Source organism: Lysobacter sp. M15 (assembly GCF_022662515.1).
Taxonomy (GTDB): Bacteria; Pseudomonadota; Gammaproteobacteria; order Xanthomonadales; family Xanthomonadaceae; genus JAKPBU01.
On the sequence record NZ_JAKPBV010000003.1, the window covers coordinates 75,854 to 97,086 of the forward strand.

The 21,233-nt window shown below is 68.1% G+C and carries 19 protein-coding genes; 9 read left to right on the forward strand and 10 right to left on the reverse strand.

What is annotated here, in order from left to right:
* The first annotated feature begins 32 nt into the window (after positions 1 to 32).
* Both MC380_RS02785 and MC380_RS02790 read left to right on the forward strand, forming a co-directional pair.
* The gene (locus tag MC380_RS02785) at positions 33 to 674 is read left to right on the forward strand and encodes a DUF5671 domain-containing protein (protein ID WP_242162920.1); all 642 of its coding nucleotides are present in this window, start codon (positions 33 to 35) and stop codon (positions 672 to 674) included.
* A complete protein-coding gene (locus MC380_RS02790) occupies positions 671 to 1,111 on the forward strand; it encodes a hypothetical protein (protein WP_242162922.1) in 441 nt (146 codons plus the stop codon). The genes MC380_RS02785 and MC380_RS02790 overlap by 4 nt, the downstream gene beginning before the upstream one ends.
* A 23-nt stretch (positions 1,112 to 1,134) precedes the next feature.
* Here the strand turns inward: MC380_RS02790 and MC380_RS02795 are convergent, their stop codons facing one another.
* From MC380_RS02795 to dinB, 4 genes are all read right to left on the reverse strand, one after another.
* Positions 1,135 to 2,010, reverse strand: coding sequence for an SGNH/GDSL hydrolase family protein (locus tag MC380_RS02795; RefSeq protein WP_242162924.1), 876 nt, complete (start codon positions 2,008 to 2,010; stop codon positions 1,135 to 1,137).
* Positions 2,011 to 2,101: 91 nt separating this feature from the next.
* The gene (locus tag MC380_RS02800) at positions 2,102 to 3,604 is read right to left on the reverse strand and encodes a DUF1501 domain-containing protein (protein WP_242162926.1); all 1,503 of its coding nucleotides are present in this window, start codon (positions 3,602 to 3,604) and stop codon (positions 2,102 to 2,104) included.
* Positions 3,605 to 3,613: 9 nt separating this feature from the next.
* Positions 3,614 to 5,374, reverse strand: a complete 1,761-nt coding sequence (locus MC380_RS02805; protein ID WP_242162928.1) for a DUF1800 domain-containing protein — start codon at positions 5,372 to 5,374, stop codon at positions 3,614 to 3,616.
* A gap of 142 nt (positions 5,375 to 5,516) precedes the next feature.
* Positions 5,517 to 6,620 carry a DNA polymerase IV gene (gene dinB, locus MC380_RS02810; protein WP_242104206.1) on the reverse strand — a complete coding sequence of 368 codons (1,104 nt, stop codon included), beginning with the start codon at positions 6,618 to 6,620 and terminating at the stop codon, positions 5,517 to 5,519.
* 77 nt (positions 6,621 to 6,697) lie between these two features.
* On the opposite strand from dinB, the gene MC380_RS02815 reads away from it, so the two are divergent.
* The gene (locus MC380_RS02815; protein ID WP_242162933.1) at positions 6,698 to 7,138 is read left to right on the forward strand and encodes a hypothetical protein; all 441 of its coding nucleotides are present in this window, start codon (positions 6,698 to 6,700) and stop codon (positions 7,136 to 7,138) included.
* A gap of 154 nt (positions 7,139 to 7,292) precedes the next feature.
* On the opposite strand, the gene MC380_RS02820 is transcribed toward MC380_RS02815, so the two are convergent.
* Positions 7,293 to 8,540: an FAD-binding oxidoreductase gene (locus tag MC380_RS02820; RefSeq protein ID WP_242162935.1), complete on the reverse strand. Its 1,248-nt coding sequence runs from the start codon at positions 8,538 to 8,540 to the stop codon at positions 7,293 to 7,295.
* A 115-nt stretch (positions 8,541 to 8,655) separates the two neighbouring features.
* Between MC380_RS02820 and MC380_RS02825 the strand changes: the two genes are divergently transcribed.
* The gene (locus MC380_RS02825) at positions 8,656 to 9,624 is read left to right on the forward strand and encodes a sulfite exporter TauE/SafE family protein (protein ID WP_242162937.1); all 969 of its coding nucleotides are present in this window, start codon (positions 8,656 to 8,658) and stop codon (positions 9,622 to 9,624) included.
* On the opposite strand, the gene MC380_RS02830 is transcribed toward MC380_RS02825, so the two are convergent.
* On the reverse strand, positions 9,551 to 10,267 hold the full coding sequence (locus MC380_RS02830; RefSeq protein ID WP_242163037.1) for an AraC family transcriptional regulator: 717 nt from the start codon (positions 10,265 to 10,267) through the stop codon (positions 9,551 to 9,553). The genes MC380_RS02825 and MC380_RS02830 overlap by 74 nt on opposite strands.
* Before the next feature lie 98 nt (positions 10,268 to 10,365).
* Between MC380_RS02830 and MC380_RS02835 the strand changes: the two genes are divergently transcribed.
* The 4 genes from MC380_RS02835 (at position 10,366) to MC380_RS02850 (ending at position 15,106) form a co-directional block, all read left to right on the forward strand.
* On the forward strand, positions 10,366 to 11,310 hold the full coding sequence (locus MC380_RS02835) for a proline racemase family protein (RefSeq protein ID WP_242162939.1): 945 nt from the start codon (positions 10,366 to 10,368) through the stop codon (positions 11,308 to 11,310).
* A gap of 49 nt (positions 11,311 to 11,359) precedes the next feature.
* Positions 11,360 to 12,265, forward strand: coding sequence for a dihydrodipicolinate synthase family protein (locus MC380_RS02840; RefSeq protein ID WP_242104170.1), 906 nt, complete (start codon positions 11,360 to 11,362; stop codon positions 12,263 to 12,265).
* Between the two features lie 736 nt (positions 12,266 to 13,001).
* Complete coding sequence (locus MC380_RS02845; protein WP_242162941.1) at positions 13,002 to 14,579, forward strand: aldehyde dehydrogenase (NADP(+)); 1,578 nt, start codon at positions 13,002 to 13,004, stop codon at positions 14,577 to 14,579.
* Positions 14,580 to 14,902: 323 nt separating this feature from the next.
* Entirely contained in the window at positions 14,903 to 15,106 is a 204-nt protein-coding gene (locus MC380_RS02850) for a hypothetical protein (protein WP_242104168.1), read from the forward strand.
* 141 nt (positions 15,107 to 15,247) lie between these two features.
* On the opposite strand, the gene MC380_RS02855 is transcribed toward MC380_RS02850, so the two are convergent.
* A complete protein-coding gene (locus MC380_RS02855; RefSeq protein WP_242162943.1) occupies positions 15,248 to 18,364 on the reverse strand; it encodes a LysM domain-containing protein in 3,117 nt (1,038 codons plus the stop codon).
* A 402-nt stretch (positions 18,365 to 18,766) separates the two neighbouring features.
* Here MC380_RS02855 and MC380_RS02860 point away from each other — a divergent pair, with 402 nt between their 5' ends.
* A complete protein-coding gene (locus tag MC380_RS02860) occupies positions 18,767 to 19,135 on the forward strand; it encodes a VOC family protein (RefSeq protein ID WP_242162945.1) in 369 nt (122 codons plus the stop codon).
* An 86-nt stretch (positions 19,136 to 19,221) separates the two neighbouring features.
* Here the strand turns inward: MC380_RS02860 and MC380_RS02865 are convergent, their stop codons facing one another.
* From MC380_RS02865 to MC380_RS02875, 3 genes are all read right to left on the reverse strand, one after another.
* A complete protein-coding gene (locus MC380_RS02865) occupies positions 19,222 to 19,932 on the reverse strand; it encodes a class I SAM-dependent methyltransferase (RefSeq protein WP_242104165.1) in 711 nt (236 codons plus the stop codon).
* A gap of 91 nt (positions 19,933 to 20,023) precedes the next feature.
* Positions 20,024 to 20,425 (reverse strand): NAD(+)--rifampin ADP-ribosyltransferase, encoded by a 402-nt coding sequence (gene arr / locus MC380_RS02870; protein ID WP_242104164.1) that lies wholly within the window; start codon positions 20,423 to 20,425, stop codon positions 20,024 to 20,026.
* Positions 20,426 to 20,694: 269 nt separating this feature from the next.
* Positions 20,695 to 21,207: a GNAT family N-acetyltransferase gene (locus MC380_RS02875; RefSeq protein ID WP_242162947.1), complete on the reverse strand. Its 513-nt coding sequence runs from the start codon at positions 21,205 to 21,207 to the stop codon at positions 20,695 to 20,697.
* Positions 21,208 to 21,233: the final 26 nt, after the last annotated feature.

Genomic DNA, 21,233 nt, shown 5'->3' on the forward strand with positions numbered 1-21,233 from the left:
CATTGCCGTACACGGGCCTGAGGGAGGCAACGATGGCGGCGGGAACCTCGCAACTCGATGTGTTCGTGCGCGAAGCGCTCGCGCGCGGGCAGTCGCGTCCGTCCATCCTCGCTGCGCTGATCGAAGCCGGCTGGACCGAGCAGCAGGTCCGCGGTGCGCTGGAGGACTATGCGGAGGTCGATTTCCCGGTCCCGGTGCCGCGTCCGCGGGCCTCGTTGTCGGCGCGCGACGCGTTCGTGTACCTGGTGCTGTTCGCCACCCTGTATTACACCGCGTTCCACCTGGGCAGCCTGCTGTTCGACCTGATCAACGTGGCCTTCCCGGACGCGGCCAGCGGTCGCGGCTATGAGGTGTTCGGCGCATCGATGCGCTGGTCGGTGGCGTCGCTGCTGATCGCGTTCCCGATCTTCGCGTTCGTGGCGCGGCAGGTCGCGCGCGATGTGGAACGCAATCCGGTCAAGCGGCTCTCGCCGGTGCGGCGCTGGCTGACCTACCTGACCCTGTACCTGGCGGCGATCGCGCTGATCTGCGACTTCACCACCCTGGTCTACAACCTGCTGGGCGGCGAGATCAGCATCCGCTTCGCGCTCAAGGTGCTGGTGGTGGCCGTGATCGCCGGCAGCGTATTCGGTTACTACCTGCACGACCTGCGTCGCGAGGAGCAGGCCCCATGAACGCCCGCGGCGCGGGATTCTGGCTGCTGGTCGCGGCAGCGGTCGCGATTGCCGCCACCGTGATCGCGGCGATCGTGGTGATGGGGTCGCCGGCCGTGCAGCGCGAACGACGCATGGACGAAACCCGGGTGCAGCAGCTGATGCAGATCGAGCGCGCCGTGCGCATGGTCCATGAGCGCGAGGGCCGCCTGCCCACCGATCTGTCTGAACTGGCGCGCGAACCTGGCCTGGGGCTGGCCCTGTCCGATCCGCAGACCGCAGCGCCGTACGGCTACCGGACGAAAGGAGAGAACGCCTTCCAGCTGTGCGCCGTCTTCTCCCGCGACAGCGCGGCGGACCAGCGACGCGCCCGGTTCGAACCCGAGCTGGAGCTGGCATGGCGACACCCCGCAGGCCGACACTGCTTCGCCTTCAGGATCGATCCGGCAAAGCGTTGACCGGCGACAGTCGGCGCGCGCGCTCAACCACCGAGCTTCACCTCGAGCTTCTGTTGCATCTGCCGGCGGAACCGGTCGGCCAGCAGGGCGAAGCCGGCGCCGCTCGGGTGCATTTCGTCGAACCAGTGCGATTCGCGGCGCAGCGTTCCGCGAAGGTCGACGAAGTCGAACACGCGGCCGCTGGCCGGATCGTCGCGCAGCGGCATCAGCACATGCTCGACGAAGCCGTCGGTCATCAGCTGCGCGAACCGCCGTTGCTGCGCGATATCCGGCAGTACGTGCGCCACGCGGTTTCCGATCCACGGACCGGCGCCTTGTTTCAGCAATGCGGCGGCGCCCAGATTGCCCAGTGTCAGCTTGGCGGGCTGACCCATGCGCAGCGGGTAGTCGTAGCTGTGCGCAAGGATCGGCGTGCGCGGCCGGATCACGCGGAAGCGTTCGACGAAGCCGCGATAGGCCGCGCGCACCTGCCCGTAGCGTCCGCTGTCTAGCACGCGCTGGAAAGCCGCCGTGGCGCTCATCGGGCGCAGGCTGCGGAACAGCCGCTGCAGGAAACCGTCCACGAAGTCGTTGCCGCCCGCGCTCACCAGCACCAGGTCGAAGGCGAAACCCTCGTACCACTCGGCAAGGTCGCGGATCCGTCGCGGGGCGAACATGTCCAGCGCAAGGTCGCCGCTGTCCTCGGTGCGGAAGAACAGGCCGCCCGCGCCGAACAGCGGCACGCCGCGGGCTTCATCGGCTGGCGCGGGCCACACCAGCCAGTCCAGCAGGTTCATCGCCAGCGGCGTCGAGAACCACGAGTCGCCTTCGCAGAAGATCACCGGGGTGGCTTCGAACGCGCGGCGATCGCGCTGCAGGGCGCGGTACAACGCACGGAACTCGCCGCGGCGCGTGGTCATCAGCGATTGCGTGGCAGGCATCCGCTTCCTCCATTGCGCGGCTCATGGCATCGACGGCATTGCCATGCCCTCGCTCAGGCGATGACGCCGGTCAGATCCGCAGGAACAGCCAGCGCAGCAGCCTGATCCAGATCCGCAACGTCCAGCTGTCCACCGGTCGCGGCAAACGGGCCGGGCGCGGTCGCGCGGTCGAAACCGTGCGATGGGCCGAGTCGTGTGTCGGCAACACCGTGGCCGGCTGCCGCGAAACCACGTGCGAGGCAGTCGCAGCAGCGACGGCGTTCTGCACGATTCCCAGCGGCGCGGGCGCGACATACTCCGGAAAGACCACGCCGGTATCGGAGATCCCCATGCGTCGCACCAGCAGTTCCGAGAAAACACGCCGGAAATCGGTAGTCGCCGGCACGTCGCCGAAGTAGGGCGACAGCACTTCCGGATCCAGGCCCATCCAGCTGCCGTAAAAGCGACGGCCGTTGACCGGTCCGCCCAGCACCAGCAACGGATTGCCGTAGCCATGGTCGGTGCCGCGGCTGCCGTTCTCGCGGACCCGGCGTCCGAATTCCGATTGCACCACCACGGTCACGCGCGACATCTCGCCGCCGCTGCTCAGTTCGGAATAAAAGGCGGTGAGAGCCTGCGACAGTTCGGCGATCTTGTTCTGGTAGTAGTGATAGCCGCTGCCCGCCGACCCCTGGCTGTCATGGGTGTCCCAGCCGCCCAGGTCGAGCGTGGCGTAACGCAGGCCGAGGTTGAACCGGATCGACTGGGCGATCGTCCACAGCTGACGGGCAAACCCCGAGTCCGGCCAGCCGGCGGGCAGGGTGGTGGTGTACGGCTGCGTGGCCACCACCTGCAGCGCTGCATCGGCGCGCGCGCCGCTGTACTCCAGGCCGGTGTTGCCTTTCCAGAGCCGCGCGAGCATTTCGTTCACGCCCCTGGCTCCGGCGGGCATGCCGCTCCTGCGGGTCTGCCATTGCCAGGCGCCGGCGTTGAGCGCGAAGTCCGCGGGGCTGCCCATGACCAGCGCCTCGGTGCTGCCGAGCAGGTTGGCCGGGACCCGGTCATTCGTTGCCAGCGCGGGCATCGCGGCCTGGCCGAGCGAGGCGGCCTGCGCGTCCAGCGCGCGCGCCATCCAGCCCGTGCCGCTGGCCCGCCCGGGGGTACCGAAATCCAGGAACAGCTGCGCGTTGAAATGGCTGCGCGTCACCACGGTCGGCATGCCGCAGCTGTGCACGATCGCCAGCTTGCCGGCCTCCCAGATGTCACGCAGTCCGGTTGCAGACGGATGCAGTCCGAACGGCGTCGCGGCGCCGCCAGCCAGGGTCAGCGGCAACGCACCGTAGGTGCCGCTCGCTGCGATGGCCAGATTCGGCCGCGCCTGTTCGTAGAACGATCGGTCGTTGCCCGAGGTCGGCACGACCAGGTTCAGGCCGTCGATGCCGCCGCGCAGGAACACCAGCACGACGGTGTCGTAGGTATTGGCCGCGGCCTGCGCCTCGGGCGAGAACAGCAGGCTGGGACCCACGGCGCCGGCTGCGGCGGTGGCGCAGCAGCCTTTGAGGAAATCGCGGCGGTTCAGTTCGATGCGCGACATGGCGGGCCCTCAGCGGCTCAGGAATTCGGGCGACATGAGGATCAGCGAGACCATGCTGCGCAGGCGCTGCTGGTTGTAATGCCGCTTCAGGTCGCTCGCGGCCCATTCGTCCGTATCGGTGATCACATAAGTGGTCGCATCGCCGTTCTGCGCCATGAATGCGATCAGCTCCTGCCTGCGCGCCGCGACCGGCAGGTATCCGAGCGCGCGCCGGCACCAGAAATCCACCAGCTTGGTCGCCGTCCATTGCGCCGCGGGCAGGCCGGCGCGGGTGGTCCCAAGGATCGGCGCCAGCGGCACCCCGCCGTCGCTGGCCTCGGTGAACCAGTTGAGGATCTTCCAGGTCATCGCGAAGCTGTTCGCGCCGGACCACGCGATTCCTGTATCGGGGTAGCCGTTGGGCGCGGGCCAGTCGTAGGGCTCGTGGCCGGTCATGCCCATGCGGTACATGAACTCATCGCTCTTTGCGTCAGCGACGCGCAGGGTCCAGTCGCTACCCAGCACCCGCATCGCCGCCACGACCGCTTCGAATGGCCGTCGGTTCTTCTGGCCCCAGCTGTTGTACGCCGCGTCCGAAAGCAGAATGTGGCGCAAGGTGATACGGATCTGGTCCGGGTGCTGCCAGTGATCGCGGAACACCACGGCAGCGCTGTTGACCAGCGCCTGGCTCGGGGTGTCGGCGAAGAACCGTCGAAACAGCTTCCTGCAGATGAACCTGGCCACGCGCGGGTGGCTCGCGATGCGGTCGAGGATGTCGCGTCCGTCCTTCAGCGCGGCCTGTTCCGGGTAGATGAAGTTGCCCAGCACGTACTTCGGACCGGCGTCGTGCCACGACGGGCGATAGACGAAGGTGCCGTCGTTCTCGGTCGGGAATTGCCAGTGGCCGTTCTTTACCGACCAGCCGGTGAAGGCGGAAGCGGTCTCGTACACGTCGATGTCGGTATAGCCAATCGGATACGACGGATCCTCGGGACAGGGCGGCACCTCGAACGGATCCATGAACCCGAGATAGTTCTCGACCCCGAAGGTATGCAGTTCGAGCAGCTCGCGCGCGAAGTTCTCGTTCGGTCCGGCGCGCGTGTTCGACAGGTTGTCCAGGTAGTACAGCATCGCCGTGCTCTGCGCGACGGCTTCGAGCATCTTGCGGAAGTTGCCGAACGCGTGCGCACGGATCACGTCGCGGTCGTAGTGCACGTAGACCGGTCCGGCGGAGAAGTCGCTGAGTGTGACGTTGAAATGGTCGTGCCAGAAGGTGGTCATCACCTCGCGCAGCTGGCGCCGCGAATGCGCCGCGCGCACGAACGCGGCGCGTTGCACTTCCCACGCGGGGCGCATGCGCACGTCGTAAACAGGATCCCCGAGCACATGGTCGGCCCATAGCTGGGTCAGGCTTTTCCCCAGCGTGGCGTAGCCGGCGTTGGCCAGGCGAGTTTCCAGGGCGTTGTCGTCGATCGTGTTCCAGGCCAGTTGCGCGTCGACATGGCGGGTCAGGCGGGTGGTGTCGTCGCTGCCGAGCGCGTTGAATGCCGCGATCGAAGCCGCCGTGGCGCCGAAGCTCAGGTTGTTGAGCACGCGCACCGCGAACGCCGGCCGCGGCAGCGTGACCAGCGACGGGCGCGAAAGCGACGCCATCGAGGGCGCACGTCGCACCGCCTCCTGCGCGGCTGGCGGCGCCTTCTGGTAGCGCGGTGTTCCGCGCAGGTCATAACGCTTGCGGAAGGCCGTGCGGATCGCCGCGGCCTGGCTCGGATACAGCCGATTCCCTGCCATTCCCATATCCCCGTCGTACAGCGAACCCCTGTCGAGGAGTATTGCCGAAGGACAGCCCGGCAACGGCGGTTTGAGCTACGGTTTCGTGACGGGATGCGCAATAGCACGGCCGAGTTGCGCCGATACCCGTCGGCGCGTTGCCTTATTGCCTGGAGAACAGGTCCGATTGCGCGCCGAAGCGGTCGGCATCGACGAACCCGGACAAGCCCACCCCGACCAACCGGTAACGGGTCTGCGCAGGCAGCGCGACGCGATCGCGCAGCGCGCAGGCGATATCCGCCAGTTGCTGCGGCAACATCGGGCGTTCGTCCGGGGTCAGGCTGCGGGTCAGGATCCGGAAGTCGGACGTCTTGAGCTTCAGCACGACGGTGCGCGCGATGCGCTCGGGGTGGGCCGCGAGTTCGCGCAGGTAGGCGTCCCAGGTCTTTTCGGCGAGACGGCGGATGTGCGCTTCGGTCTCGGCCAGGGGCAGGTCCTCGGGGAAGGTGTCCTCCGCGGAGATCTGCAGGGTCGGGCGCTCGACCTGCACGGCGCGCTCGTCGATGCCATGCGCGAGCTCGTGCAGGCGGCGGCCCCAGCGACCGAAGCGCTGCTCCAGCGCTTCGGCGCTATGCGCGCGCAGGTCGGCGCAGGTGGCGATGCCCAGGTCCGCCAGCTTGCGTTCCATGACCTTGCCCACGCCAGGCAGGCGCCCGACTGGCAGGCGTGCGACGAAGGCCTCGACCTGGTGTGGGCGGATCACGAACTGACCGTCGGGCTTGTTCCAGTCGCTGGCGATCTTGGCCAGGAACTTGTTCGGCGCGACGCCGGCCGAGGCAGTCAGCTGGGTCTCCTCGCGGATCGCAGCGCGGATCGCTTCGGCGGTCGCGGTGGCGCTCGCCAGGCTGGTCTTCGTGGTGGTGACGTCGAGATAGGCCTCGTCCAGCGACAGCGGTTCGATGCAGTCGGTATGCCTGGCAAAGATCTCGCGCACCTGTCGCGACACCGCCTTGTAGCGGGGAAAGTCGGGCGGCACGAACACCGCCTGCGGACACAGTCGTTCGGCGCGCACGGCGGGCATCGCCGAACGCACCCCGAACGTGCGTGCCTCGTAGCTGGCCGCGCACACCACCGAGCGGTTGCCGCGCCAGGCCACCACCACCGGACGGCCGCGCAGGGCAGGGTCGTCGCGCTGCTCCACCGACGCGTAGAAGGCGTCCATGTCGACGTGCACGATCTTGCGCTGCGGTGGGGTGGCGGCTGGCATGGCGGGCCGGATGGTAGCGCGCCGGCACCGGGCGTATGCTCGGCCGCGCATCGATCCGATGCCCTAGGGGATACCGCATGAACGCAACGCCTTCCTCGGCGCGTCCGGGCTGGTTCCGGGTGGTCGCCGTGCTGTTGCTGCTGTGGAATCTGTTCGGCCTGTGGATGTGCTACTCGCAGTACACGATGTCGCCCAATGACCTGGCGGCACTGCCGGAAGGTCAGCGCCAGCTGTTCGAATCGTCGCCACAGTGGCTCTGGATCGCCTTCGCCGTGGCGGTGGTCGCCGGCACCCTGGGTGCGCTGTTGCTGGTGCTGCGCAAGCGCGCCGCGCTGCCGCTGTTCTGGCTGTCGCTGGTGGCGGTGCTGGTGCAGTTCGGCTATTGGCTGTTCCCGGGCGGTGCGATGGAGATCCTCGGCGCCGCCGCGGCCCTGCCGATGCCGGTCACCGTTATCCTTGTGGCGATCGTGCAGGTCTGGCTCGCGACGAAGGCGATCGCACGCGGCTGGATCGCATAGCCAGCGTCACCGGACGGACCCGGGGCACGTGCCTGGAGGGCGCTGCCCCATAGTGTGGGAGCGGCCTTGGCCGCGAATGCTTTTCCCGAGGTTCCGGGAGCAGGAATCAAAGGCATTCGCGGCCAAGGCCGCTCCCACAAGACTGACGCTCGCTCTACCGCCCGAAGCGTTCGATCGCGAACGCTTCGCTGCCTGCGCCGTCATCGCCGGCCATTACACCGCCGATCATTTCACCCGTGATCGCCGCCAGCGTCAGCCCGAGGTGCTGGTGACCGAAGGCGTAGTACAGGCTGCGATGGCGGGCACTGCGCCCGATCGCGGGCAGGTAGTCCGGCAAGGTGGGACGCGCACCGAACCATTGCACGGGTTCGCCGTGGACCGGGATGCCGAGCTGCCGCACATGTTCGTGCAGGCGCCGCCATTTCCCCGGGTCGGGCGGCGCATCGACCGCGGCGTATTCGACAAAGCTGGCGACGCGCAGCCCGCTCTCGAAGCGGGTGACGATCATCGACCGGTCCTCGAACACCACCGGCGGCAGTTCGGGCCATTCGTGGTCGCGCCACTGCAGGTGGTAGCCGCGCTCGGCGACCAGCGGCGCCGTCACCCCGATCGAGGCCATCAGTTCGCGCGAGCGCACGCCGGCGCAGACCAGGATGGCGTCGGCCTCGGGAGTGACGCCGTCCGCGCTGCGCGCATGCACGCGTCCGTCCCGTTCGATCAGCGCATCGATCCGGTCGAAGCGCCGTTCGCCACCGTTGCGCGCGAACTGCGCGGCGAGCGCACCGGACAGCGCGACCGGGTCGGCGATCTGCGCGGTGCCTTCGAATGCGATAGCTCCGGCCAGTGGTGCACGCAGGCGCGTGCGCAATGATTCGAGCCGGTCCTCCGCCAGGTCGGCGAAGCCCGCGGTGCCGGTGTCTGCACTGCGCCAGCCGCGGCGTCCGCGCTTGGCGGAACCCGCCGATTCCCAGCACACCCAATGCCCCGTCTCGCACAGCAGCTGCGGCGCCTGCACCGCGGCCGCGAGCCGGCGCCAGGCGGGCAGGGCATCGGCCAGCAGGCCGCGCAGCGCCTCCCGGCCCGCCTCGAAGCTTCGCGGGGCGCAGGCCCTCAGGTAGCGCAGGATCCACGGCGCCAGCTGCACCGGATTGCGGATGTCCAGCGCGCCGCCGAAGGCGTAGTGCCGGCGTGCGGCCGACCGCAGCACGGCCAGCGAGGCCAGGGGTTCGACCTGTTCGGTGGCGATATGCCCGGCATTGCCCCAGGAGGCGGCCAGGCCGGCACGGTCCGGATCGGTCAGCGTCACCGGGTAACCGCGCGCCTGCAGCGCCAGCGCGCAGGCATGACCGACGACTCCGGCGCCGATCACCAGCACATGTCGGGGTTGCGCAAGACTCGTCACGGGATGCGGTGGATAAAGAAATCCATGCTAGAGACGGCGGTCAGGCGTGACTATGCGGTAATCCGCACCAACGGCGCGGAAGCGCCGCAAGCCAGCGCGGCGGGTCCGGCCGACGATGCGGCTGACTGCACGGAGGATCGTCCTGGACACCATCGCCACCGGGCCTGCCATCCTGATCGCCGCATTGGCGTTGCTCTCGCTGGGCTACGCCGCGCGCTGGTACGTGCTCGAACGGCGGCGCCGGCATGCGGACGCGGGGGTGCCGGCAGCATCGCGCCGCCCGGGCTGGCTCGACGGGCTGACCGGCTTCGTGGCCAATTTCTTCGATACGCTCGGCATCGGATCATTCGCCACCACCACCGCGATCTTCAAGCTGCGTCACCGCGTCGCCGACGAACGCATTCCCGCCACGCTCAATGTCGGTCACGCCCTGCCCACCGTTGCGCAGGCGCTGATCTTCATTGCGGTCGTGAGCGTGGACCTGACGACCCTGGTCGGCATGATCGCCGCGGCGGTGGCCGGGGCCTGGTGCGGCGTGGGCGTGGTGTCACGGCTGCCGCGTCGCGCCATCCAGATCGGCATGGGCGTGGCGCTGGTGATCTCGGCGGCGCTGTTCGCCGCGGCCAACCTGGAATGGCTGCCCGGTGGCGGCGAGGCGCTGGGCCTGCACGGCGCACGCCTTGTGTTCGCGGTGGCGATGAGTTTCGTGCTCGGCGCGTTGATGATGCTCGGCATCGGCCTGTACGCGCCGTGCCTGATCCTGGTGAGCCTGCTCGGCATGAATCCGATCGCCGCGTTCCCGATCATGATGGGTGCGTGCGCGTTCCTGATGCCGGTGGGCGGCGCGGCCTTCGTACGCACCGGCCGCTACGACCTGGCCGCGGCGCTGGGCTTGACCGTCGGCGGCATCCCGGGTGTGCTGATTGCGGCGTTCGTGGTGAAGTCGTTACCGCTGGTGTGGCTGCGCTGGCTGGTGGTCGTGGTGGTGCTCTACGCCGCGGCCCAGATGCTCATGTCGTCGCGGCGCCGGCCGTCGGAGCCAGGCGCCGGTAATCGCGCGGCGTCAGCCCCACCATCGCCTTGAACTGGCGGCTGAAGGCGCTCTGGTCGCTGAAGCCGCAGGACTGGCCGATCGCGGCGATGGTGTCGTCGCCCTGCAGCTGCTGCATCGCCGCTTCGATGCGCAGGCGGGTCAGCCATTGCTGCGGCGTGAGGTGGAACACGCGGCGGAACTGCCTCTCAAGCTGCGAGAGCGAGAGTCCGGCCAGGTCCGCCAGCGCCTGCATGCGCACGGCTTCCGAAAAGTGCGCTTCCATGTGGTCGAGCACGCGGCGCAGCCGCGCGTAGCCGGGCTGGCGTCCGTCGGGTTGCGCCAGGTCGCGGGAAATGCCGATCAACCCGACGATGCGTCCGTCCTCGCGCAGCGGGGTCTTGCGGGTCAGGCACCAGCCGGGGGTGCGGTTGGGAAACAGGTGGATCTCCAGCTGGTCTTCGATCGCGTGCCCACCTAGCACCCGGTTGTCCTGTCCGGCATAGGCCGATCCCAGCTTCGGCGGGAACAGCAGCGCCGGCGTGCGCCCGACCAGGTCCTCGCGGCGCGCCAGCCCGAGCCTGCGCACCAGGGTGAGATTGGCGTGGGTGTAGCGCCCGTGCGCATCCTTGAGGAAGAACACCACGTCGGGCAGGGCATCGAACAGCGCCTGCAGCAGGTCGGCTTCGACACGGATGGGCGGTCGGTCGGTCACGGATCGATTATGCCGATTTCCGCATCGGCATCGGCGGATCGCGGCTAGACGCACCACGCCTGCGCGCCGACCATGTCGGCATGCGCACGATCGAGGTCATCGACTCCCACACCGGCGGCGAACCGACCCGCGTGGTGGTGACCGGCGCGCCGGATCTGGGTACCGGCAGCCTGGCGGAACGGCGCGCCGTGTTCGCGCGCGAGCACGACCACTGGCGCAACGCCGTGGCCTGCGAGCCGCGCGGCTCGGACACCATGGTCGGCGCGCTGCTGCTGCCGCCGGTGGAAGCCGGCTCGGTCGCCTCGGTGATCTTCTTCAACAACGTGGGCACCCTGGGCATGTGCGGGCACGGCACCATCGGCCTGGTGCGGACCTTGGCGCATATGGGCCGGATCGGGCCCGGGCGCCACGCCATCGACACGCCGGTCGGGACCGTGATCGCGCAACTCCACGACGATGGCCGCGTCTCCATCGACAACGTCGACAGCTACCGGCATGCGGCGGCGGTCACGGTCGAGGTGCCGGGCTACGGCCCGGTGCGCGGCGACGTGGCCTGGGGCGGCAACTGGTTCTTCCTCACCGCCGCCAGCCCCCTGCCGCTGGTGCTGGCGCACTGGCGCGAACTCACCGCCTACACCGAGGCGATCCGCCGCGCGCTGCAGATAACCGGCATCCATGGCGCGAATGGTGCCGAGATCGATCATGTCGAACTCGGCGCCGCCGCGCTCGATCCCGCCAACCAGGCGCGCAACTTCGTCCTGTGTCCCGGCCTGGCTTACGACCGCTCGCCGTGTGGCACCGGGTTCTCCGCCAAGCTCGCCTGCCTGGCCGCCGACCGCGCGCTGGCGCCGGGCCAGGTCATGCGCATGGAGAGCGTGATCGGCAGCGTGTTCGAAGGCAGCTATGCCGACCTGGGCGACGGTCGCATCCGCCCGCGCATCACCGGCCGTGCCCACGTGATGGCCGACGGCCGGCTGCTGATCGAGGACGACGATCCCTTCGCCTTCGGCATCGACGCGCGCTGACGCGAACACCCGCATTCCCTCCCAAGCAGATCGCAACGGACCTAAACCCATGAGCAATGCACCTTTCTGGCGCGGCGTGATCCCCGCCATCACCACCCCGTTCACCGCTGACGGCACGGTCGACCATGCCTTCCTGGCCAAGCATGCCAACCAGCTCATCGACGCCGGCTGCACCGGCATCGTGCCGCTCGGCTCGCTGGGCGAGGGCGCCACGCTTGCGTTCGACGAGAAGCTCGCGATCGTCCGCACCCTGGTGGAAGCGCTCGGCGATCGCGCGCCGGTGATTCCCGGCATCGCCGCGCTGTCCACGGCCGAAGCCGTGCGCCTGGCGCAGGAATCCGAACGCCTTGGCGCGCGCGGGCTCATGGCGTTGCCGCCGTACGTGTATTCCACCGACTGGCGCGAAATGGGCGCGCACATGCGTGCGATCCTCGCCGCGACCGGCCTGCCGGTGCTGCTCTACAACAACCCGGTCGCCTACAAGACCGATTTCATCCCCGAGCAGATCGCCGAACTGGCTGCTGAATTCCCGCTGCTGCAGGCGGTGAAGGAATCGTCCTGCGACATCCGCCGCTTCGCCGCGATCCGCGCGCTGCTCGGCGACCGCCTTGAACTGCTGGTGGGCATGGACGATGCGATCGTCGAAGGCGTGGCGATGGGCGCGGTCGGCTGGATCGCCGGCGTGGTCAACGCCTTCCCGCACGAATCTGTGCGCCTGTACGAACTCGCGCGCGAGGGCGGTGCGGGCGCCGCGATGGACCTGTACGCCTGGCTGCTGCCGCTGCTGCGCATGGACACGGTGCCCAAGTTCGTGCAGCTGATCAAGCTGATGCAGGAGCGCGTGGACATGGGCAGCGAACGCGTGCGTGCACCGCGGCTGGTGGTGGAAGGGGCCGAGCGCGAAGCGGCGCTGCGGGTGATCGACCGTGCGATCGCGACGCGACCGAGCTTTTGATTCCGCCGGCGTTACGGACGCGCTGGTCCAGCGCTCCTGATTTTGACCTTCGCATGCTCCCAGGCGCGGTTCTTCCCGAAAACCCGGAGGGCGCCGGCCATGGATGGCCGGCGTTTTCGGACCGAGCCATGGATGGCGAGTCCGAAAATTCCGTCGGCACCCACATGCCTTGAGCGGTTTTGACGTCACGAGTAGGCCGTTTTCTTTGGGTACTTTCTTTTGGGCCAGCAAATGAAAGTACCTCGCCTTCAGGCGAAAGCTCTTGATCTAAAGATGGAATCAAGATCGTTACGCTGCAGTACTTGGCCAAGGCTGGATCTCGTCTTGCCTATCAAGAGCGAAGGTCAACGGCTTTCGCCTGCCGGCGAGTTACTTTTCTTTGCTGGTGCAAAGAAAAGTAACCAAAAGAAAGCACCTTCCTCGTGACGTCAAAACCGCTCAAGGGACATGAGGTGCCGTCGCCATTTTCGCAGCGGACATCCATGTCCGCTCCGAAAACGGCCGCCATCCGTGGCGGCCGCCCTCCGGGTGTGCGGTTGGATCTGGATCTGAGGTTCAGTGAAAGGCAGAACTGCGGCGGCTGGAGCGGGATGTGAGTTCGGTGAAAGCAAGAACAGCAATAGCCATAGCGAATAGCGAATAGAAAATTGCGAATAGCAGCCAGCAAACAACCAACAGCACTGCAGCAACAGCGCAGAATGGCGGCGGGCTTGGGCCCGCCCAACGGAGATGATGGATGGAACAGGTTCTGATCGAAGGCGCATGGCAACCCAGCTCCGAGATCGTCGGAGGCTTCCGTGCGGTCGATCCGGCTACGGGCGAGGCGATCGGGCCTGAGTTTCCGCGCTCGGGTGGGAAGGACATCGAACGCGCGCTCGCCACCGCGGTGGCGGTGGCCGACGAACTCGCGCGGACGTCGCCGGAACGGATCGCCGATTTCTTCGAACGCTACGCCAGCGGCATCGAGGCCGCGGCGGAAGAACTGGTCGCCACCGCGCATGCCGAAACCGCGCTGCCGGCGCCGACGCGGCTGGCGGCGGTGGAACTGCCGCGCACCACCGGGCAGCTGCGCCTGGCCGCGCAGGCGGTGCGTGAGCGCGCGTGGACGCATCCGGTGATCGACACCAAGGCGGGGCTGCGCGCGCATTACGCGCCCCTGCACAAGCCGGTGCTGGTCATGGGCCCGAACAACTTTCCGTTCGCGTTCAACGCCGTGGCCGGCAGCGACTTCGCCTCGGCCATCGCCGCGCGCAATCCGGTCATCGCCAAGGCGCATCCTTCGCACCCGGCGACCAGCCAGCTGCTGGCGCGCATCGCGCACGAAGCCGTGCTCGCCGCAGGCCTGCCCGCCGCCAGCGTGCAGTTGCTGTACGACTTCGACCCGGCGCTGGGCCTGGCGCTGGCCGGCGATCGTCGGCTGGGCGCGATCGGCTTCACCGGCAGTCGCGGCGGCGGGCTGGCGCTCAAGGCCGCGGCCGATCGCGCCGGGATTCCGATCTATGCGGAGATGTCGAGCGTGAACCCGGTGTTCCTGCTGCCCGGAGCCGTGCGCGAGCGCGGCGAGGCGCTGGCACAGGAATTCTTCGCCTCCTGCACGATGGGCAGCGGACAGTTCTGCACCAACCCCGGGATCGTGCTGCTGCCCGCAGGCGAGGCGGGCGATGCCTTCGTCGCCGCGGCGGCGCAGCACTTCGCCGCCGCAGCGCCGGCGGTGCTGTTCTCGCAGGGCGTGCAGCAGCACCTCGCCAACGGGGTGCGCGACCTGCGCGCGGCCGGCGCGCAGGTCGTGGCCGGCAGTGCCGAAGCCAGCGGCCCCGGTGCGCGCTACGCGCCGAGCCTGATGTCGGTGGCAGCGGAAGACTTCCTCGCCAACGCGCAAGCCCTGCAGCAGGAAGCTTTTGGTCCGGTCTCGCTGCTGGTGCGCTATGACAATGCGGATCAGGCGGTGGAAGCCGCACGCGCATTCGACGGCAACCTCACCGGCAGCGTGTTCGCGGCCGGCGATGGCAGCGACGATGCGGACTACGCGCGCATCGCCGCCGCGCTGCGCCCGAAGGTGGGGCGCCTGATCAACGACAAATGGCCCACCGGCGTGGCGGTGAGCGCGGCCATGCAGCACGGCGGCCCGTACCCGAGCACCAGCCATGCCGGCTTCACCTCGGTGGGCATGCCCGCCGCGATCCATCGCTTCGCCGCGCTGCAGGCCTACGACAACGTCGGCGACGACCGCCTGCCGCCGGAGCTGCGCAACGCCAACCCGCACCGCATCCAGCGCCTGGTCGACGGCGTCTGGACCACCGCCGACATCGCCTGAGCGCCCGTCTCATGTCCCGGCCGTTCCTACCCCTGTAGGAGCGGCGTCAGCCGCGAGCCGTGACTCGCCCCCGGTACCCCAGCCGCCCAGCTGTCCCGCCGCCACCTACGCCGCGGGGTTTTCCTACCCCGGACTAGGATTTTTCCTAGGCCGATTCGGGTAGTCGCCTGAATGACCCGGTCACATCCGGCCCGCATCCTGAGCGCACCCCGGTAGCACGGTCATGCGCAGGCATCGGATGCCGCTCCGCAAGGGAACAGACCGCGACTATGAGCAAGTCGTGAGCTGGACCGGGGACTTCTTTCCCCCGCTGGAGCAGGCAAATGGTCGAGATCACCGAGGAACCGTGCGGATTCGTCGTGCGGAGCGGCCCCTTTCACGAAACCTTCCAATGCAAGGCCAACGCCCTGCTCGCCGCGCGCATCCTGGCCACGGCCGAAGCGGTGCTGTGCGACCACGACGTCGGCGTGCTGGTGCCCATGGGCAACGGCGAGGTGGTGTGCATGGACGTGCTGGCCGCGGCGTGATGCCGCGGCCCATCAGTCAGCTCGCGCGTGCGGGATTCCGGTCGCGCCTAAGAGGCGCTCCTACATCGAGCACGCTCCCGTAGGTCGGGGCTACGCCCCCGACGCACGCGCCATTCGAACCACTCGCCGCATGCTGCGCGCCTACACCGCCGGCAGCGGCGTCGCGCCGTAGAGCTGCTGCATCAGTGCATCGAGCTCGCCCACGGTATCGGGCGTGCCGTAGACCTCGGCCGCGCCAGCGGTGCTGTAGATCCATTCGCGTTCCAGCACCACGTTGCTGTCGGCGCCGAGCCGGCCGGCATCGCCGTCGAATTCGTCGGCGATGTTGTGCACCCAGTTGCGTACGTGGTCGAGCTGCTCGCCCGACATGCCGTTGAGCCAGGCGGTGAACTGCTGCTGGTGCTGCGGATTGCTCATGTCGTAGCCCTTGAGTTCGGCGTACTTCACCAGCAGCGGCATCGGACTATGCCCTTCGCCGCTCTGGTCGGTCAGCGCCTGGGCGGTTTCGGCATCCAGACCGGAGAACTCCAGGAACGGCGCGGTATCCGGATCGTCCATGTGCACGTTGGAGTCGCGCGTGCTCTGCACGGCATAGACGCCGAGCGCGGCGATCGCGGTCAGGCCGATGCCGACCGGTCCGCCCCAGGCGCCGACCAGGCCGAAGCTGGACGCGGTCGCCAGCGCGCCGCCGGCCGCGGCCACCGAATACAGCGTGCCCAGCGCGGGATCGCCTTTGGCGAAGGCGCTTGCGGCCAGCCAGCCGTCCGCGGCCGCGCTCAGGCCGCTGACGATGCGACCGGCGGTCCTGCTCGCCAGCAGCTCCGTGCCGGTGCCGCCGGCGCCGCGCGCGAACATGATCTCGGCGGTCTTCTGGCTCACGCCCAGGCTGTCGGTCACGACCTTGCCCCAGTTCTCCAGTGCGGCCGGATCGCGCCCGGCGCGCTGCAGCGACGAGGCCAGGTTGATGCCCGCCAGACCCACGCCCAGGGCGCGGAACAGCTGTCCAGCCGGCGTGGTCTTGGACAGGGCCGCGCCGTCCAGGTCGCTGTTGAGCTTGGCCATCGCCCGATCGAGATCGGCCTGGGTGGCGTTGGGGCCTTGCAGCGAGTCCTGCAGCGCCTGTACCGCGCGGTCCAGCTTGGGCTGGTCGATGCCCAGCGCGGTCGACATGCCCGGCGCCTTGAGCCGGTTGAGCGTCGATTGCAGCTGCGCGACGGAATTCGGATCGGCCGGGTCGTAGCTCGCCAGCGGCTGCAGCACCTGCGACTTGATGTACGCATTGGCCGCGATCTCCAGGGTGCGGCGTCCGCTCTCGGTGGTCTTGCCCAGCCCGGACAACAGGCTCAACGTGCGGTCGGTGACGGCTTCGGGATGGTTGCCCAGCGCGGTGGTCAGCGCGAACTGATTGTTCGGATCGTCGAGCAGCGCGGCGACCTCGTCCTCGTAACCGCCGGCCGCCAGCAGGGTCTCGATCTGCGCCTGCAGCTCCAGCCCGTCCTGCGCGAGCTGCTCCTTGAGCTCGTTGGCGGTCTGCTCCCAGCCGGGACCCTGGCGGGCGATGTAGTCCTTGATCGCAAGCTCGAGCTGCTCGGGCGTCATCGTCCCGCCCTGGTTGGCGATCAGCCAGTTCAGTTCCTGGGTGTGCTGGATGTAGGCGTCGGCGCTGTCCTTCACCGTCGAGCCGGCATAGGTATTCACGCCTTCCATCACGATGTCCTGCCCGTAGCCCGCGGCGATCGCGAAGGCGGGCGTACCGCCCTCGGCGCCGTGCTGGTACAGGCCATTCCGATCCAGACCCAGTCCGGTGTCGGCCAGCGCCTGGATCGCAGCCTGGCCTTCCGGCGTGCCGGCGGCGCGGTCGAGCACCCGCAGGAAGGTCGCGGTGCCTTCCATCCCGGTCGGCCCGCCGTAATCGTTGAGCGCGTAGTTCGAATACGCGCTGGTGGTGTTCTCCAGCACCGCGGCCACCAGTGCGGGATCCAGGTCCTGGGTCAGCGCATCGAGGTTGTTCGCGGCATCCAAGAAGGGCACGGCCTGGCCCTGCGAGCTGTCCGGCGTCTGGGTCAGCGGTGCGGTGGCGTCGAAGGCCGCGGCCCGCAGGGCCTGCTGCACCTGCGAATTTGCCAGCAGGTCGCGCCGGGTCTGCGGATCGGCCTGGGCATAGGCCTCGCCGAGGATCCGGACCTGCTCGGCCGGCGTGGCGCCGGCTTCCATGATCTGCACCACCTGCTCGACCGAGGCGTTGGGTGCCGCCTCCAGCTGCACCTCGGTGCCGTTTTCGCGCAACAGTTCGGCGGCCTTCGCGGGCAGGTAGTCGGCGGTGATGCCCTGGTCGCCGATGCCGCCGACCTCGTCGACGTACTGTTGCAACGCGTCGTAGCCCGCCAGCGTCTGCGCGTCGCTGGCGCCGGGCGCGATCACCGCGTCCACCGCCTGCAGTACGCGCGGGTCGAAGCGCAGCGCGGGATTACCGGCGTCCGCCAGCAGGTGCGCGGCCTTGAGCGGCAGGGCGTCGGCGAGGATGCCCGCATCGCCGATGCCGCCGACCTGGTCGACGTAGCGCTGCACGGTGGCGTAGGCCGCTTCGCGATCGGCCGGCGTCGCGCCATCGGCCAGCAGGCCGTTGACGCTGGTAATCACTTCCGGGCGCAGGCGCACGTCGGTGCCGGCCTCGCGTAGCATCCGCGCGGCCTGCGCGGGCAGCGCTTCGGCGGTGATGCCCTGATCGCTCACGCCGCCGACCTGGTCCACGTAGCCGGCGACCGCCTGGTAGCCGGCGATGCGCTGGTCGAAGCTTGCGTCCGGACCGATGACCTGGTCGACCGCGGACACGACTTCCTTCGGCACCGTGGGCAGGCCTGCATCCGTCAGCAGGCCGACGGCTACGCCCGGCAGCGTTTCGGGTGCCACGCCCGTGCCGCCGAGGCCGCCGTTGCTATCGACGTAATCCTGCAGCCGCACGTTGGCTTCGTTCTTCTGCTCGGCGGTGGCGTCCGCGGACAGCACGGCGTCGACGGTGCGCGACACCTGCGGGTCCACGGTGGCGTCGGGCATGTTCAGCACTTCGCCGGCGTTGAGCAGGCTCGGGTCGCGCACATGCGGATTGATGTCGAGGATCGCCTGCGGCGTGGTGCGGTGCTCGTCGGCGATCTGCTGCAGGTTCTCGCCTTGCTGCACGGTGTGCTGTTTTTCACCGCGTTGCTCGGCCGGAGGTGGGGGCGGAGGAGGGGTGTACTCGGTGCGCAGCGGATCGACCATGGCGGCGTGTCCATACGGAGGAGGCGCGGAAGGCTTCCACAGTCGCCGTGTCGTTTGCCACCGCGGTTTCGTGCGATTGAAACCGCGGTGACATCGCGGTGACACATCAGGCGCGGCGCATGCTGTGCAGCCGCGCGTACGCGACATCTAGCGAACGCAAGCTCGGGTACGCCCTAGGCAAGCATCGGCAGGAAAACCTGTACGTCGGTCACACGGGCGGTCCGCGTAGCGTGCGCTGTGCGCACGACAGCGGGCCGTGGGCAGGTAATTGATCTGGTTGGATCGAGACCAGGCGCTACACCACGCTCACCATGCTTATGCGGGGTCTCCGCTAGCGTTGCGCAGCGGTCGCGTCCGAATGTCTGGACGCTTCCGTGCCAGAAATGCAGAGGAGACACCCGCATGGCATCGGTTCGGTACATCGTGAACGACGTCGACGAAGCGGTCGATTTCTATCGTGACCGCCTGGGCTTTGCCGTCGAGAAGCACAACCCGGGAAAATTCGCAGCACTGACGCGCGAGGACCTGCATCTGTTTCTCAATGCGCCGGGTGCCGGTAGCGCCGGCAAGGCGGGAGGCGATCCTCAGCCGGGCGGCTGGAGCAGATTCATGATCGTGACAGACGATCTCGACGGCATGATCGCGCAATTGCGCAGCGCCGGCGCAACGTTCCGCGGCGACGTGGCCGAAGGGGCGGGGCGGCAAATCCTGCTCCAGGATCCGTCGGGCAACGTCGTGGAGCTGTTCGAGTACACAGACCGTTCGAGTTGAACGGCAGACCCGGCATCGCTGCGCGTGAGCAGTCTGCGCCCGGAGCCTGACCTGGCCGGGTCGCGCAGCGGTCCACCCCGCATCGATCAGACGGCTTCAGGCGATGCGCGCCTGGAATACCACGCATGGATCAACCCGGCCTGAAAGAACCGCACCGGCGTGTCGAAGCCGCCGGAGCGGATGATAGACGCCACATGCTCCGGCGGCAGCACCGCCACGTCCCTGGCATAGGCGTGGCGCATCCGCTCCAGTCCCTCGGGCGTGACGCCGCCCGAGGCCATCAGCTGCAGCCACGTCCGCAGCAATGCTGCGTACTCGGGCGAGCCGGTGTCCGACGCCAGGTCGGAACTCGCCAGGATCCCGCCGGGCTTCAGCCTGTCCGCGATCTCGCGGAAGAAGGCGGAGCGGGCTTCCGGCTCCAGGATGAACTGCGACACTAGGAAACACGTCGCTGCATCGTGCAGCTGTCCGGCGGGCAGCGAGTCGAGATAGCCCTCGTGGAAATTGCAGCGCGAGGTGAATCCTTCCGCCTCGGCGCGCCGGCGGCAAACATCCAGCATCGCGCCGGAAGGCTCCACCGCGGTGAACCGCCAGCGTGGAAATTTCCCGGCGAGATGCGCCATCTCCGCGCCCGTGCCGACCCCGACGCAGAGGATGCGTGCATCCTCGGGTAGCTCGGCGAACACCGACTCCAGCAGGTAATGCAGCGCGTCGCGCATCGGCGCCATCTTCGCCCACTGCGTGTCATAGCCGGCAGCCTGCTGATCGAAAAGGGCTTTGAGTTCGTCGCTGTGCATCGTGCTTACGTATTGCTGCAGTTAGCGGCTCAAGGGGCCGCGCCGCGAAGCGACGTCAGCCCGAACGAAGTGCTGGATGGTCGAGGCGTGCTCATTCTTCGATCGCCTCGATCCCCTGCTGTTTGAGGTTCTCAAGGTGATCATGCATCTGCTTGAGCCGTTCGGGGGAGTGGCCTTCCCATTCCGTCACTTCGCCGATGACGCGGAAGGCGCTGCGGGACCGGTACGACTTCGTCGGGTTCCCGGGAAATTTCTTGTCCGTCAGGTTCGGATCGTCCTCAATGGGGCCGGTCGGCTCCACGATGTAGATCCTGCCACGCCCTTCGCCCAGGGCCAGCTCGGCGCCCCAGATCGCCGCATCCAGCGTGGCGGACAGGTAGACGAACTTGGCCTGGTTCCGCTTGCCGTAGTTGGAGGCATAGCCCGGTTCGATCAGGGCACCCACTTCCAGGTGCGCCTTGGTGCCGTGGTAGTAGGTTTGCGTATCGGTCATCGCCTAACTCCGTTCCCTGCCACGCGACAGGCCGGCGATCCTGCATGACGCGCAGGGCCTTGCCGCAAGCCCCCCTGCGTTGTATAAATTGATTGTGGGAGGCGCCTGGCGCCTCCTTTTTTGTTTTTCGTTTGTTTCTCGTCGCAGCGGAACCTTCTTGCGCGCAGGGAGCGGGTTTGGCCCTAGGTCGTCAAGCGCGTGAATCGAACCAAGCGGCGAAGCGGGTGCGGCTGGTTCGAGAGCCGTTGATTGCCGCGCCCCAATATCCGTTAGGTGTTTTGCGATGCCATTGGCACGTCAGACGGAACGCTGCTCATCTCGAGCTCCATGTAAACATCGGCGGTCTCGTAAGGCTGATGGCCGGGAAGCGGTCTGTGCTCGAATCCGAGGGACTCATACAGCTTCAGCGCAGGGCCGAGCTTGCTGCTTGAAAGCAGGACGACACGCGTGGCTCCCCGCTCCCTGGCGCGATTCAAGGCCAGTTCCGCCAACCTTCGCCCAAGTCCTTGCCCGCGGGCTTCGTGCGCCACCGCCAGTTTTGCCACTTCGAACACGTGGTCCGAGACCGGTACGAGCGCGCAGGTGCCCACTACGCATCCGTCCTCTTCGGCAATGAAGATCTCACCGCCGGGGTCGAGAATGTACTCGCGGGGCGAGTACAGGTGCTTTCCGTCCGGCTCTTCGTAGAGACCGAAGCTGTCCAGCCACTCCCGGTTGAGCCGCGCGAAGTCATCGGCGTGCCTGTCCTGATACGCGACGATTTCGAATGGTCGTTGTTCCATGGGCTGCTACCCTCTCACGGATGTGC

Bases quoted from the DNA above. Each gene is read 5' to 3' on its own strand.
- MC380_RS02785 (WP_242162920.1), top strand. From the start codon at position 33: ATGGCGGCGGGAACCTCGCAACTCGATGTGTTCGTGCGCGAAGCGCTC.
- MC380_RS02790 (WP_242162922.1), top strand. From the start codon at position 671: ATGAACGCCCGCGGCGCGGGATTCTGGCTGCTGGTCGCGGCAGCGGTC.
- MC380_RS02795 (WP_242162924.1), bottom strand. From the start codon at position 2,010: ATGACCACGCGCCGCGGCGAGTTCCGTGCGTTGTACCGCGCCCTGCAG.
- MC380_RS02800 (WP_242162926.1), bottom strand. From the start codon at position 3,604: ATGTCGCGCATCGAACTGAACCGCCGCGATTTCCTCAAAGGCTGCTGC.
- MC380_RS02805 (WP_242162928.1), bottom strand. From the start codon at position 5,374: ATGGCAGGGAATCGGCTGTATCCGAGCCAGGCCGCGGCGATCCGCACG.
- dinB (WP_242104206.1), bottom strand. From the start codon at position 6,620: ATGCCAGCCGCCACCCCACCGCAGCGCAAGATCGTGCACGTCGACATG.
- MC380_RS02815 (WP_242162933.1), top strand. From the start codon at position 6,698: ATGAACGCAACGCCTTCCTCGGCGCGTCCGGGCTGGTTCCGGGTGGTC.
- MC380_RS02825 (WP_242162937.1), top strand. From the start codon at position 8,656: ATGCGGCTGACTGCACGGAGGATCGTCCTGGACACCATCGCCACCGGG.
- MC380_RS02835 (WP_242162939.1), top strand. From the start codon at position 10,366: ATGCGCACGATCGAGGTCATCGACTCCCACACCGGCGGCGAACCGACC.
- MC380_RS02840 (WP_242104170.1), top strand. From the start codon at position 11,360: ATGAGCAATGCACCTTTCTGGCGCGGCGTGATCCCCGCCATCACCACC.
- MC380_RS02845 (WP_242162941.1), top strand. From the start codon at position 13,002: ATGGAACAGGTTCTGATCGAAGGCGCATGGCAACCCAGCTCCGAGATC.
- MC380_RS02850 (WP_242104168.1), top strand. From the start codon at position 14,903: ATGGTCGAGATCACCGAGGAACCGTGCGGATTCGTCGTGCGGAGCGGC.
- MC380_RS02855 (WP_242162943.1), bottom strand. From the start codon at position 18,364: ATGGTCGATCCGCTGCGCACCGAGTACACCCCTCCTCCGCCCCCACCT.
- MC380_RS02860 (WP_242162945.1), top strand. From the start codon at position 18,767: ATGGCATCGGTTCGGTACATCGTGAACGACGTCGACGAAGCGGTCGAT.
- MC380_RS02865 (WP_242104165.1), bottom strand. From the start codon at position 19,932: ATGCACAGCGACGAACTCAAAGCCCTTTTCGATCAGCAGGCTGCCGGC.
- arr (WP_242104164.1), bottom strand. From the start codon at position 20,425: ATGACCGATACGCAAACCTACTACCACGGCACCAAGGCGCACCTGGAA.
- MC380_RS02875 (WP_242162947.1), bottom strand. From the start codon at position 21,207: ATGGAACAACGACCATTCGAAATCGTCGCGTATCAGGACAGGCACGCC.